Annotated in this window: 11 protein-coding genes; 7 read left to right on the forward strand and 4 right to left on the reverse strand. The window is 38.1% G+C overall.

Translation table 11 applies throughout. The annotated features are described in order from the left end of the window. Positions 1–62: 62 nt before the first annotated feature. Both Q4493_RS14920 and Q4493_RS14925 read right to left on the reverse strand, forming a co-directional pair. Entirely contained in the window at positions 63–2,873 is a 2,811-nt protein-coding gene (locus Q4493_RS14920; protein WP_368506789.1) for a collagenase, read from the reverse strand. 381 nt (positions 2,874–3,254) lie between these two features. After that, positions 3,255–3,776, reverse strand: coding sequence for a DUF2062 domain-containing protein (locus tag Q4493_RS14925; protein WP_303454266.1), 522 nt, complete (start codon positions 3,774–3,776; stop codon positions 3,255–3,257). A gap of 29 nt (positions 3,777–3,805) precedes the next feature. On the opposite strand from Q4493_RS14925, the gene Q4493_RS14930 reads away from it, so the two are divergent. The 5 genes from Q4493_RS14930 (at position 3,806) to kdsB (ending at position 10,735) form a co-directional block, all read left to right on the forward strand. Further along, a complete protein-coding gene (locus tag Q4493_RS14930; protein ID WP_303454268.1) occupies positions 3,806–6,472 on the forward strand; it encodes a DNA internalization-related competence protein ComEC/Rec2 in 2,667 nt (888 codons plus the stop codon). Positions 6,473–6,778: 306 nt separating this feature from the next. Further along, positions 6,779–8,485 (forward strand): lipid A export permease/ATP-binding protein MsbA, encoded by a 1,707-nt coding sequence (gene msbA, locus Q4493_RS14935; RefSeq protein ID WP_303454378.1) that lies wholly within the window; start codon positions 6,779–6,781, stop codon positions 8,483–8,485. Positions 8,486–8,524: 39 nt separating this feature from the next. Then, positions 8,525–9,619 carry a tetraacyldisaccharide 4'-kinase gene (lpxK, locus tag Q4493_RS14940; RefSeq protein WP_303454270.1) on the forward strand — a complete coding sequence of 365 codons (1,095 nt, stop codon included), beginning with the start codon at positions 8,525–8,527 and terminating at the stop codon, positions 9,617–9,619. Between the two features lie 105 nt (positions 9,620–9,724). Beyond that, entirely contained in the window at positions 9,725–9,910 is a 186-nt protein-coding gene (locus Q4493_RS14945; RefSeq protein ID WP_303454273.1) for a Trm112 family protein, read from the forward strand. Between the two features lie 33 nt (positions 9,911–9,943). Further along, positions 9,944–10,735, forward strand: coding sequence for a 3-deoxy-manno-octulosonate cytidylyltransferase (gene kdsB, locus Q4493_RS14950; RefSeq protein WP_303454276.1), 792 nt, complete (start codon positions 9,944–9,946; stop codon positions 10,733–10,735). 65 nt (positions 10,736–10,800) lie between these two features. Here kdsB and Q4493_RS14955 read toward each other — a convergent pair whose 3' ends face one another. Together Q4493_RS14955 and lgt are read right to left on the reverse strand one after the other, a co-directional pair. Beyond that, on the reverse strand, positions 10,801–11,601 hold the full coding sequence (locus Q4493_RS14955; RefSeq protein WP_303454278.1) for a ribonuclease H family protein: 801 nt from the start codon (positions 11,599–11,601) through the stop codon (positions 10,801–10,803). A gap of 2 nt (positions 11,602–11,603) precedes the next feature. Next, positions 11,604–12,389, reverse strand: coding sequence for a prolipoprotein diacylglyceryl transferase (gene lgt, locus Q4493_RS14960; protein WP_303454280.1), 786 nt, complete (start codon positions 12,387–12,389; stop codon positions 11,604–11,606). 364 nt (positions 12,390–12,753) lie between these two features. Between lgt and Q4493_RS14965 the strand changes: the two genes are divergently transcribed. Beyond that, positions 12,754–13,671 carry an aldo/keto reductase family oxidoreductase gene (locus tag Q4493_RS14965; RefSeq protein ID WP_303454283.1) on the forward strand — a complete coding sequence of 306 codons (918 nt, stop codon included), beginning with the start codon at positions 12,754–12,756 and terminating at the stop codon, positions 13,669–13,671. 39 nt (positions 13,672–13,710) lie between these two features. Beyond that, positions 13,711–14,298 carry a MarR family winged helix-turn-helix transcriptional regulator gene (locus Q4493_RS14970; protein ID WP_303454285.1) on the forward strand — a complete coding sequence of 196 codons (588 nt, stop codon included), beginning with the start codon at positions 13,711–13,713 and terminating at the stop codon, positions 14,296–14,298. Positions 14,299–14,537: the final 239 nt, after the last annotated feature.

Genomic DNA, 14,537 nt, shown 5'->3' on the forward strand with positions numbered 1-14,537 from the left:
ACTGATCAAGTTACTAAGTTACTAGGTGGTTAAGTTAACTTTAGACTAATAACTGAACCGTTTTACTGACAACCACTGGTATCGTATCGCACGACTAAAGATGCATTTTCAGCATCACCCGAAACTTTAATATATCCCCAGTATTGTGTTAAATTCGTTAAATAAATACATTCGTTGTTACCTGGGTTTGCTGAAGCGCCATCGTTATTAGTACCATTTGGCCAGCCGGTATTACTAAACTCAATATCTAAATTATTTCTGCCATGACCGGTGATAATTGCGATACTGTTGTGGGCATTAACATCACTCACACTTAACCAGATATTTGCTGCATTACCTAAACACACGGCTTGATCTGCTTCAACTCTACCGCTGGTGATAGGCGATTGCGTCGCACAGGCATCAATAATAGTCGTGGTGCTTGGTGCTTCAAAGCTTGCCATTAAATAGGTTTGATAAGCATTGTAGCCACGGATCATTACGTAATAAATGCCTGATTGTGTGTTATCCATGATACAGCTTTCTAAATTACCGCCTTGATATGGTCGACAGTCATAATCTGACGTCGTAGGCGCGCTGCCAAATTTCACATACATATCGGCATCACCTGTTCCGCCTGATGTATCAAAACGTAAGCTGGTAGCACCGGCAGGTACATTAATGGTGAAAAGTGATTCTGATCCTTCGTCACCTGAAATATTTAACCACGCTTTATTAATTAACACATTACTGGTATTACTATCGGTGATTGCTGCCGTTGTTGAGTCAGTATGTGCTGCACCATTATTATCAGTAACGGTCAGTGAAACGGTATAATTACCAATACTGCTATAACTATGGCTAGGATTAGCTAAAGTACTTGTTGAGCCGTCACCAAAGTTCCATAAATAACTGTCAATGGTACCGTCTGTATCTGTTGAGCCTTGGCTTGAAAAGTCGATTGATTGATTAACTGTGCCACTGTATGCGCCATTAGATGATGCGGTTGGTGCTATATTATCGCTTGGGTTATTGCTTAACCCTTGTGTCCAGTTGGTAAATTCAATACTGTAGTTTGCCGCCCAAGTATTGATTCTATTTTTGTACGCACTCCAATTTCCTGCTCTGGTTTCTGCTATCATTGCTTTAACTTCGGTAAAATGATTTTCAAACATAAAGCGAACGGCTAAATAACCCCAGCGATAAATTCTGTCTTGATCAAAACCGTCGTAATTGGTGGCAAACACTTGTGCTAAGCTATAAGTTGAACCATCAAAAATGGTATCGATAGCCGCTGGGTTATTGTTTTGTTTTGAAATATATTCAGCAATACCTTCAGACCACCAAACAACGTCTTCCGTTGGCGTTGAAAAATCACCATATAAATCAAAACGACCGTCAAGGTAATGCACATATTCGTGTTCTAAATTCCACACATAATGGTCAGGCTCTGCGTAACTGGCTTCGTATGCAATAAAGTTGGGAATATTATTCACATTTGAAGGATCGCCTTCTAAATACATACCACCGTTGTTAGTGTTGATGCCAAATAAATGACCGGCGTATTTTCCATAATCATTTGAGCTATCAAAAATATTTACTTGAAGCTGCGAATTGTTGTCTCCGGGAATCGGCGTATTGTTAGTTTGTAAACTGCTGTGGAAAAAGCTTTCTTCGGCGGCCATGGTTTGACAAGCAGAAGTTTGTTGAATGCTTGTTAAGTTTTGCGAACGAATTTTTATTGTCGGACTACAAACGTGCAATTGTGACAATGCTTGTGCTTCAAGTTGATCAATATAGCCACAAATATTAAAACTACTACAATCGCCATAATAGGTTGCAGTATCAGCAGCGCCTAACCAAATTGCATCGCCATAGCCATAAAGTTGGTAATTAGCATTAAATACTGCCGATAGAGCTGTGTTGACATTGGTTTGAATCGTGCCGTTATACATTTTTAATCGACCTAACTCTCGTGCGGCATTCGCAGCTAAATATTCAGCATCGCTATTAACCATCCATTCTTGTAAAACAAAATCTTTTAGCAAAGTCACTAATTCACTGTCATTCGCTACTAAGTTGGTAAAGTTGTTATTATATTGGCCGCGAAACAAAATAGTAAAAATGCCATTGACCGCGCCACGCATATACCATTTATCCGCGTAGGATTGATCCCAACGAGCCAACCATTCTTTCACAACCGGTAAATAAACATCCTGCTGCTCAGAGCTATCCATGGTGATAATTACTTCAGAAAGCGTTTTACCATGGGCGTCATTGTTTTGATAAAAATTAGCATTGTTAACAAATGCATCGATTGCATCTTTTACCGAAGCAGTCACCCAAGAGGCTAACGTGACGTTGTCGTTATAAAATTCTACGTAATAACCGGCACGTAGATATAAAAACAAGGCTTCAATATCAGCATCACCGCCGCCATTATAGTTATCAGATAATGTTTTTACATGGTTGGCAACGGCCACCATATTCTCTGATGTAAAAGCATTCATTTGGATGTTTTCAGACGCTGTAAACAGATCATTAACGCAATTTACCCCTTGGCTTTTGAGCTGAGAGATTAAGTTATTACTGTTACTTGTTGAAAACTGACTTAAATCACAGCCTGTAGCGTTTGCTGTTTGATTAGCTTTAAGATTATCTTGCGATGTATTGTTTTTATAATGGTGAGGGGGGCTATCTATTGGTTTAAATTTATGGGGCTCAACTTGATATTTTGACTTTTTAGTCGGTGCTTTCTCGTTTATTTTTTCATGAATCCCATGGTGATGCTGCGCGATTTGAGGTGCTTTTTGTGGCGGCTTATTCACTTGGCTTGCATTGGTATTTGCACCAACTAGCAAGAGACTCGTTGCTAACATTATTTTATTTATCATCATTTAACCTTCTATTTTTTTATAGTTATTAAGTACATCTTCTATCGAGTTATCTTTGTAAACAGATATCGAAAAATTAATTTGTTTAATAAATGTACTGCCGATAAATTACTATATTTTTAAATTGTATACAATATAATTTAACTGAATTTTTACATTTGGGTGTTTAGATCAGGATAAAGGTGAGGTTTTCCCATTGTGAAAAGTAGATAAAATAACAATGGTTGATGGTTTTTTATTGCAGGTAAGACGATACATGTGAGAATTTAAAAGAAGGCGAAAGCGTGTTAACAACACAACATTAATCACTTCAGTTAAATTATGATGGGACTTACTTGGATTCTTTTATTATTAGGATTTTTGAACTGCTGGATTTTTATATTACTTGGTCACTTTTCGAGTCAGTCGTTTTTTCCATTCTTTAACTACTGAATAACGCCAAAGCGCATGAATACCAAAGTAGCCAATAATTGAAAATACTGTAGCTAATACACCACAGCCTAAGATAAAAGCGGGACCAATAGTGGAAACGCTATCAACGAGCCATTGCCAGCTAGCTTCAAAAACAAAGGCTTTTTCTGATGCACCAAGTATCCAAGTGCCTACCAGGTAGCAAAAATAAAAAATTGCCGGCATTGTCAATGGGTTAGTGATCCAAACGATGGCAATTGAAAGCGGCAAGTTTGCATGTACTATAATGGCTATGCCTGCTGATAAAACCATTTGAAAAGGCACCGGAATAAATGCAAAGAATAAACCGACAGCAAAAGCTTTAGCGACTGAACGTCTGTTTAAATGCCATAAATTTCCGTTGTGAAGTAGATCGCCAAAAATCTGTAAATGCTTATTGTTTTTGATTGTATGGTGATCAGGCATAAATTTTTTAATGAATTTTTTAGGCATACACTCACAAATTATGGAAAGCAATCACTATGGATTGGTGGTTAATCACATTTTTTCTTGGTGCGCTATTGTCACTGTTTTTGACAACAGTGCCAACTATATTTTGCGTTGTTTTGAGTTTAGTTTTTGCAAGCGCACTATTTTGCTGGCCCAAAACGCGTAAATATACGGGATTTTTATTGGGCGGTGCGTGGTTATTGTATCACGGCGCTATATACCAAGAAGCAAAATTTAGTTTTACACCGACAAAAGTAAATAGTGCTAGCGCTGCATTAATTGTTAAGGGCAAGATCTCGACCATTCCTCGACTTAGTAATAACACACAGCGCTTTAACTTTGATATTTCTCATGTGAATGACGAAAAGCTAGAAGGTGAGCAGAGCGTAAGACTGGCATGGAAAAGCTCAGCTCATCAACAGGTTAACTATTTGGTTCAAGGGCAACAATGGCAATTCAAGGTTCGGTTAAAGCCGGCACATGGGTTAGCAAATAGCGGTGGATTTAGTTATCAAAGCTGGTTACGGAAAAACCATTTGGTTGCCACGGGTTATGTGTTGAACGATAAAGGAAATGTTAAAACTACATCTATACCTGTATCTTTGCCTAAGACTAATTTTGTTCAGAAATCTAAGCAGGCTAAAACACTATTCACGAATAATGCGAATGTTAATAACAATATTTTGCTCGAAAATAGTATTTCGCTCCGTCATCTGCTGTATCAAAAAATAACGGCGCTGATGCCGGCGCATGAACTATCGCCGATTGCTTTAGCATTAATGTTTGGTGAACGAAGTCAACTCAACAAAAGTCATTGGCATGTCTTAAAAAATACCGCCACTCAACACCTTATTGCAATCTCTGGTTTACATTTAGGCCTAGTAGCGGGCGGAGGTTATCTACTTTTTAGCTGGCTAATCACTATTTTACCTTTAAGTTTATTACTTCCTGGAAAGTTGAAACAACAAGCGTTACTGAGCAATCATCAAGTTATCGTTATTTCTCTGACGTTAATCTTGGTATTATTTTATAGTTATTTAGCGGGCTTTTCTGTGCCTACCTCACGGGCATTAATCATGCTTTTGTTTTATTGGGCAGCCAAAGCGATAGGGATTAAGTTCAGTGTTACACGGTTAATTCTCCTGACAATTTTTTTCATCATCCTTTTTACTCCTTTTAGCTTATTTTCAAGTAGTTTCTGGTTATCTTTATATGCCGTTTGTACCATTTTTGTGTTGTTATGGCGTTTTCGTCGGGTTTTTTCTAAGCAGCAAGTCACAGAAAAAAGTTGGTTAAACAAAAGCAAACAGTGGTTAACGGCTTTGTTTTACCTACAAATTGGCCTGATATTTTTGATGATGCCTATTACGGTTCAGTTTAGTCATCAATTGTCGTTATTAGCATTGCCGGCAAATTTAGTCGCTGTACCTTGGATGAGTATTACTTCAATACCGTTAAGTTTATTAGCGGTTGTTTTTGCGCCAGTGAGTGAGGTTATCGCACGGTTTTTTATCGATGCATCACTGCTAAGTTTATCGTTACTTTGGCAATACTTAACTTGGCTGAGTGATTTTTCAGTCGCAACGATTACTGTTTCGGTTATACAGTGGTGCTATCTAATTGCGCTTACCTGTTTTATTTTCTTTTTCTTTATTCTTGATATGAATAAGGGGATCGCACTGCTTTTTTGCAGTGTTTTTGTCATATTGGGATTAACCTCTTTTGCAAAACAAGATGTGCAAGATGCATCTTGGCAAGTTAATGTGATGGATGTCGGTCAAGGACTTTCGATTATCATTGAAACTAATCTTGCTAAGAAAAATACTCTTTTTATTCATGACCAAAATAGGGCAGATATAGTTAAGCAAAATCAAGTGATGGTTTACGATACAGGCGCAAGCTTCCCGAGTGGTTTTTCAATGGCTGAGGCGGTGATAGAGCCGTATTTGATCAGCCAAGGTTATCAAAGGATTGATAAATTGGTAATTAGTCACGATGATAACGATCACGCAGGAGGATTATCTTTGTTAACCGATAAGTTTAAGGTTGCTGAGCTTTATTACAATAAAGATAGTTATAGTGCAGATAACAATAATATTATTAATGACTCTCAGGATAAAGCACAGCTCAAATATCAAAAGAAATATCAGAATAAGTATCAAAAAAAAGCTGCGTTAAAAAAGCCCAAGTTCAATATTAAAAGTGCTCACTGCTTGGCGGGAAATACGCTTATTTGGCAGCATTTAACGATCGAGTTTCTCTGGCCTAATACTCCTCAAGCCAGTGATAATGATGATTCATGCGTGATTAAAATATCTGATGGTAAAACCAGTGTTTTATTAACGGGTGATATTTCTCAAAAAATTGAACAAACATTAATTGACGAATATGTTTTAAAGGAGAGGGAGAATCAAACAATACTTAAAGCAGATATTTTGATTGTGCCGCATCATGGCTCGAAAACATCCTCATCAAATACTTTTATTCAACAGGTTTCACCTATGTATGCAGTCTTTAGCGCAGGTTACTTAAATCGCTGGAAAATGCCTGTTGCAGAAGTGGTTGAGCGATATCATCAACACGATATAACGACCTTTAATACAGCTGAACTTGGCATGATCCAATTTATTATCACACCAGAAAATATAGAGGTGAAAACTCAACGACAAGACCTTTGGCCGTTCTGGTTTGCGAATTAAGATGTGCGAATAAAAGTTGCAAAACATCATTTACTGTAAAGCTAATAGCGATAAAATATTCCTCTTCAGTCGAATAGGTGTTTCATTATTAACATTACTTTTTTGACTAATTTATTTATCCCATCGAAATCTTGCCTTGGTTGCAGCAGCAATTAAGGCTAAAATAGCTAAGTAATTAATATTTAAGTCATTGAGAATTGAATGTCGAGTCAAGCTGACACTAAATCAGAAAATACAAGCTCAGAAAACACGAGTGGTGAGCATCATCAAGCCCAAGAAAATACTTGGCAAAACTTTAAACGTTTAATGGGCTATGCCAAAGCCTATAAAAGTGCGGGTATTTTTGCTATTTTTTCCATGCTAGGTTATGCCTCAATTGATGTCTATTTTCTTTCTAAACTACCGGCATTAATTGATGAGGGTTTATCTGGCGCTAATCCTGAATTTATGAAATGGGCACCCGTTTTTGTTGTGGTGTGTTTTATTTTTCGCGGCATCTTTCATTTTCTCAGTAATTATTGTTTAGCTTGGGTGGGTAATAATGTGGTTACCGATCTAAGACAAAGTATTTTTGAGCATGTGATGTCAATGCCGGTGGCTTATCATGATAAAGTTTCGACCGGCACGCTAATCTCCAAACTTACTTTTGATACCGAGCAAGTACTGCAAGCAAGTAGTAAATCTCTTTTAACGCTAGTGCAGCAAGGAGCGTTTGTCTTTGGTCTTTTAGTGTTAATGTTTTGGCAAAGTTGGCAGTTATCTGCGATCTTTTTAGTGATAACCCCGATTATCGCGGTTATTGTTACTGTTGTGTCTCGTCGTTTTCGAAAAGTCAGCAAGAATATTCAAAATGCGATGGGGGAAGTAACCAAAGCTGCCGAGCAAACATTTAACGGTCATAAAGTGGTACTGACTTTTGATGGTCAAACCCGAGAAAATGAACGCTTTGGTCAAATCAATAAACACAATCGTCAACAACAAATGAAAATGGTGGCGACTAAATCCGCCAGTGTGCCACTGATCCAAATTATTGCCTCGTTTGCCTTAGCCTTTGTGCTTTATTTAGCCAATCTTGATGGATTTGTTGAAAACTTAACTGCCGGTGTATTTATGGGAGTCGTAACTTATATGACGATGTTACTAAGACCCCTGAAATTATTAACCAATGTGAATAGCGAATTTCAAAAAGGCATGGCAGCGTCTGAAAGTATTTTTGCGCTTTTAGATGAAGATAAAGAAAAAGATCGTGGCACTATTGCCATTGAAAAAGCGCAAGGAAAGTTAGTTTTTGAAGCGGTTAATTTTGCTTATCCGGGGGATGAAAAACCAGCGTTAACTAATATTAACTTTGCTGCAAATTCGGGTGAAACTATCGCGTTGGTGGGGCGTTCTGGTAGCGGTAAATCAACAGCCAGTTCATTATTGTTGCGTTTTTATGATGCAACATCAGGTCGAGTATTAATTGATGACACCAATATTATTGATTATCGCTTAAAAGATTTACGCAAACAATTCGCTTATGTGTCTCAACAGGTTGTTCTTTTCAACGATACTTTGGCTAATAATATCGCTTACGGTAAACCTGAAGCGACGCTAGCAGAAATAACCGCGGCGGCGAAAAAAGCGCATGTCTTAGAATTTGCTGACAATTTACCGCAAGGCCTAGACACCAATATAGGTGACAACGGCGCGTTATTATCTGGAGGACAGCGTCAACGTGTCGCCATTGCTCGTGCCTTGTTATGTGATGCGCCATTCTTGATTTTAGATGAAGCAACCAGTGCGTTAGATACAGAGTCAGAGCGACATATACAAGATGCGCTGACCGAATTGCAAAAAAATCGAACCTGTTTGGTGATTGCTCATCGTTTATCAACTATTGAAAGCGCCGATAAAATTATCGTAATGGAACAAGGTAAAATTATCGAACAGGGCGATCATCAAACCTTACTTGCAAAAGAGGGGGCTTATGCCCAACTACACCGTTTTCAATTTGGCTCTGCAGATGCTTAAGAAAATGAATAAATGGAAAGTTAGGCGAATGGTCAGTTCATGCGTTTAATCGAAAAAGTGTGGTTTCAAGGTCATGCCGCCAAATGGTGGTTAGTACCGCTAATGTTGCCTCTTAGCTTACTGTTTTGGTTATTGTCTGCTTTGCGACGTCTGTTATTTTCGCTCGGAATCAAAGAAAGTATTCGCCTTGAATGTCCTGTTGTTGTGGTAGGCAATATTGGCGTCGGCGGTAATGGAAAAACGCCAGTTGTGTTATATTTGGTAGAACAGCTTTCAAAGCAAGGAATTAACGTTGGTGTCTTGAGTCGTGGTTACGGCGGCAAAGCTCCGTACTATCCTTATTTGCTTACTGAGCAAAGTAGCGCACTTGAAGCTGGCGATGAACCAATACTTATTTACCAACGCTGCCAGGTGCCCGTTGTCGTTGGCGCTGATCGTATTGCTGCAGCCAAACTTTTAATTGAGCAGGGCTGTCAAATCATCATTAGTGACGATGGTTTGCAACATTATCGATTAAAACGTGATTACGAACTATTAGTGGTAGATGGCAAACGTTTGTTTGGCAATAGCTTGTTATTACCTGCTGGCCCTTTGCGTGAAACCACAGAACGATTAAATAGCGTAGATGCGATAATCGTAAACGGCGTGAACAGTGATGATTACCAAGACTTAGCGAATCAGTTAAATAAGAGTATAACGAAGAGTAAAACCGTTAAACACTTTATGCAATTAACCGCCCATCGCATGGTTAATGTGAAAAGTGGTGAAGTAAAAGATTTAGCTGTTTTTATCAAAGAGCAGCCAAAGGTAAATGCGATTGCTGGAATTGGCGACCCGCAACGTTTTTTTAGTTATTTAACTGAACTTGGTTTTTCGATAAATAAGGAGCAAGGTTTTGTTGATCATCAAGCGTATCAGCACCCTCTGTTTGACGATATTGATCAGCCAATGCAAGCTAAAGAACCTGATGAAAAAAATCTTAAACTACCGCTATTAATGACAGAAAAAGATGCGGTAAAGTGTACTGATTTTGCGCAAGAAAATTGGTGGTATTTGCCAGTTGAGGCACGTTTTTCTGAGCAAGCTAACGAGACGCTGATCACCGAGTTGACGAAGTTACTTAATCCGATTTAATGGTGTATACAAGATTGAAAAGTTAAACGTTAAATATTGAAAATGATCTTTCACGATTCAATGTTTAAACAATGAAATAATTGAACAAATAAAAAGAGAAGAAAAATGGCTTTTGATATTAAGTTAATGGAAATTTTAGCGTGTCCTGTTTGCAAAGGTAAATTGGATTATAAAAAAGATCAGAAAGAATTAGTCTGCAATTTTGACCGTTTAGCGTACGCCATTGTTGAGGATATTCCGGTGTTATTAGAAAGCGAAGCGCGACGCGTGAGCGAAGATGAAAACGTTTAAACGTTTTCTCGTCAATTATAAATAGGAATAATTATGTCATTTGTTGTTGTGATCCCTGCGCGCTATCAATCATCTCGTTTACCGGGAAAAGTATTAGCTGATATCCAAGGTAAACCAATGATCCAATGGGTGGTCGAAAAAGCAGAAAAAAGTGGCGCTAAAAAAGTGATAGTAGCAACCGATAATGATGAGGTTGCCGAGGTTGTGACGCGTTTTGGTGGCGAAGTCTGTAAAACCCGTGCTGATCACCAATCAGGCACTGAGCGTTTAGCCGAAGTAATGGAACACTATCAATTTGATGATGATCAGGTGATTGTAAACGTGCAAGGCGATGAGCCTTTTATTCCCTCAGAAAACATCGCGCAAGTGGCTAAAAACTTAGCTAATCAACAACGCACTAACCAACAACAAGCCCGAATGGCAACCCTTGCTGTGCATATCAACGATGTTGAAGAAGCATTAAACCCTAATGCGGTTAAAGTGTTATGTGATAAAGATGGCTATGCTTTGTATTTCAGTAGAGCGACTATTCCTTATGATCGTGAACGATTTTTAAATAATGACAATATTACCGATATTGGTGATTTTTACTTAAGACATATCGGTATTTACGCTTACCGTGCCGGCTTTATTAAAGACTATGTTAACTGGCCAGCAAGTCAGTTAGAGCAAGTTGAATCGCTTGAACAGCTTCGTGTACTTTGGCAAGGTGAAAAAATACATGTTGATGTTGCTGAATCTCGTTTACCCGTAGAAGGGGTTGATACGCCCGAAGATTTAGAAAAAGCCCGAGAATTTGCTAAAAGCATAGCAAGTGCTGATTAAATAATTACTATTAGCTAAGTTTTACAACAAAAAACGGTCAGTTAATACTGACCGTTTTTTGATTTTTAACCAGACGGCATCGCCAATATTTCTTTAATATTTAATTCGCCAGTATATTTTACTAAACGAGCCTCTTGCTTCATTCTACCTAACACCGCCATTCTGTCAGACAATTCATTCCCTTCGATGTTGGCATGGCCTTTTACATGTTTGATAGTGATATTGTTTTTAATTTCTTGATAAAGCGTAAAACACGCTTGTACTAATTCGGGGTTTTTAATCGGTTGGCCATCGGCTTTTTTCCAGCCTTTTTTCTTCCAACCAGCCGCCCATTTGGTAATGCTGTCGATTGAATATTTTGAATCAGACAACACTTGCACATGTTTATCTTGCTTAATAAACGTCTTAGCCAGTTTAAAGGCTTCAAGCATGCCGTTTAATTCAGCGGTATTATTTGTACCATTTGCTTCATATAAACCGTACCAAAGCTCAATCAGTGATGATTGTTGATAAACCGCAATGCCAGTGCCTGATTTGCCAGGATTAGGTGAACAAGCGCCATCACAATAAATGTTAATATCAGCATCATTACTGACCGTTCGGGAAGTGCTTGCCGGTTTTGCTGAACTCGTTTTTATCGGTGCAGTAGATGATGTTGAAGACGATGAACTGCCAGCTTTTGATAATGAGCGCTTCATTAACGCTTTGGTATAACTTTCAGCAAAAGCAGCCTCTGCTTCGGCTTGAGATGGAAAGCCCATAAATTGAGCATCACTACGACCAGCTGTCAAATTTTGCACCGTGGCCCAGTTATCAAACACACCCGTTTTAGCACCTTTCCAAACGACATAGTATTTTTTTGCCATGTTTACCCATTAACCTTATTTTTTATCGACCAAATAACTAACACAACACCGACAATGAAAAACGGAATACTGAGCATTTGTCCGGTATTTAAGGATGTTTCCATGGTGTAAGCGGCTTGTTGTTGTTTAAAGAATTCAATAATAAACCGTGCCGTAAAGGTCATGATCAAAAACATGCCCAATAACATACCTTGATAGGTTTTTGCTTTGGTCAGCTTATAAACGAAGGTTAAGGTAATAAATATTAAACCGTAAGCGAGAGCTTCATAAAGTTGTGCAGGGTGTCTGGCAACATTATCAACACGCTGAAAAATAACCGCCCAAGGCACATCGGTTGCTTTACCTATTATTTCGGCGTTGACAAAATTGGCGCTGCGTACAAAAATGCCAAACAGGGCGGTTGCTATAGCTAATCGGTCGAGTAACCAAAGAAAATTGAGTGGATTTTTTTTCGTGTATAAATAACTGCCAATAATCGCGCCCAATCCGCCACCGTGACTTGCTAAACCGCCTTCCCAGATCGCAAGTATTTTGAGTGGATTGGCAAAGTAATAACTCGGCTCATAAAAGAAGCAATGTCCGAGTCGAGCGCCAACAATAATCCCAATAACGACATAGACTAATAAATTATCGAGGGATTCAACATTCTGATTTTCTTGTTGATATATCCACTTCATGTAAGACAAACCAGCAAAAATTGAACTCGCGAAAATGGCACCGTACCAATGAATGGTAATAGGTCCAAGAGCAAGCATAACGGGATCTATGTTCCAAACAAAATGTTCCACAATACAGCCTTTTAAAAAGTGTTTTATTCTAATGGCGACTAATATATCAAGCTATGCTTGTGATGTGCAGGACTATCTTTGTTATCAATCAAAAAAATGAGTATACGATATAAAAATGAGAGCGTTATTATTTCACTTGGCATGATATAAATATATTTTTCGACAAAGGAAAAATCGACGTGCAAATTATTTAGATAAGTCATCGTTTGATTTAGTGATGAATGGCTTATAGTTAATTTAATCGTTTCATGCGATATATTTATTAGCAAAATCTTAAAGATATACGTTAATATGGCAAAGGTATTTACCAATAGTTGAATACTTATTTTAATCATTAATTCTCGGATTCTCTTAAGGTTATATTATGCAATTTAAGCATTTAAAACATACAGCATTTACTTCTTCTCGTCTTATTTATGGCTGTATGCGTATCTCTGGAGATAATAGCTCAGCCGACCGGAAAAAGGGAAAAGCAGCCATTCTTAGTGCTATAGAAGCTGGTTTTAATCATTTTGATCATGCTGATATTTATGGCGGCGGCGCGTGTGAAAGTTTATTTGGTGAGATACTAAGAGAATCTCCGAACTTAAGAGATGACATTCTGATCACTTCCAAAGCGGGCATTCGACCGAAAAAAGAGCAAAGTGATTATGCGCCGACACGTTATGATTTTTCTAAGCAATATATAATAGAAAGTGTTAATGGCTCGTTAGGTCGCCTAGGTGTTGAACAACTTGATTTATTTATGCTTCACCGCCCCGACTTTTTAATGAATGTTCATGAAGTTGCTGAAACTTTTGCTATTTTAAAAGCTAGCGGCAAAGTGAAGCATTTTGGTGTGAGTAACTTTAAACCAAGTCAGGTTGAATTATTGCGCTCAGTGATGTCGATGCCTTTGGTGGCTAATCAAGTTGAAATTAATATTCATAACATTGACACGCTACTTGATGGCACATTAGATCAGTGCCAACAACATAAAATAACCCCAATCGCTTGGTGCCCATTAGGTGGTGTCGCTTATCCTGCTTGGGGCAATACCTTTAAGGTTGAAGATGAAAAACGCATAGCAGATGAATTAAATCAACAAGCGCAAAAATATCATTGTGAACCTTGGCAAATAATTTTAGCGTGGCTGTTATTACATCCTGCAGGTATTTTTCCGATTATTGGTTCAACAACACCCGCTCGAATTGATGCTGCAAAAGTGGCCTTCGATTTAGATTACTCACGGGAAGATTGGTACCGATTATTCGAAGCAAGAAATGGCGAAACGGTGCCGTAATATATCATTGAATATAACCAAGACATAATAAACTAACAGGTGATAAACATTAAACCTTCAGCTAGAAGTCAAGCCTTTGAATTGACTAAAGACAATGAAAATCCGTTAGACCTTTCTAACCATTTACCTTTTCGGGTAGCGGTGGTAAGTAATTTACTCGCGTTGAATCGTGACTGGAAAATTAGAAACCTATCTGAGCTTGATCCAAGAGAAATGCGCGTGTTACTTAATATTGGTTCTTATATGCCGATAAAGTCGGCTGATATTGCTTATCAATCACGTTTAGACTCTTATACGGTAAGTCGAGCGGTAAAAAAGCTTTTATCATTAGATCTCATTAAAACCCAAGCGGATTCCCACAAAAAAAATGTTAAAAACTTACTGTTAAACGACAAAGGGAAAACGATTTATCATCAGGTTGTTAGAGCGATGGAAGCGCGTTCAAAACAGTTAGAAAGTGTTTTATCTGAAGAAGAGTTATTGCAGTTTTACGCCATGCTAGAAAAAGTGGAGAATAAAGCAGAACAATTATTAGCTGAGCAAGCAACTAGTTTAATACATGACGGATTTGATGCACCCGCTGATCAAAAAGAATTAATTCGTTGGTATAAAAAAAGCGCTAGTTGATGAGTTTTAATAGCAATCATGCTTGTGAAATTCTAGCGTGAAACTTTACCCTTTTTCACCACAGATTATTATATTCATCAAACCCTTCTATGGTTTTATCACTGACCTGCTTTCACGACTTAATGGTGACAGTTTTACCTTTGGATGCTAGCCAGTCTCCTACATCCACTTTTATCTAGTTAAAGTGTGACAGGGCTGAGCAAGCCCTTCTTGAGATAAAAAAGTAAATAAAACAATGA

The organism is Colwellia sp. 1_MG-2023 (assembly GCF_030546755.1).
Classification (GTDB): domain Bacteria; phylum Pseudomonadota; class Gammaproteobacteria; order Enterobacterales; family Alteromonadaceae; genus Thalassotalea_H.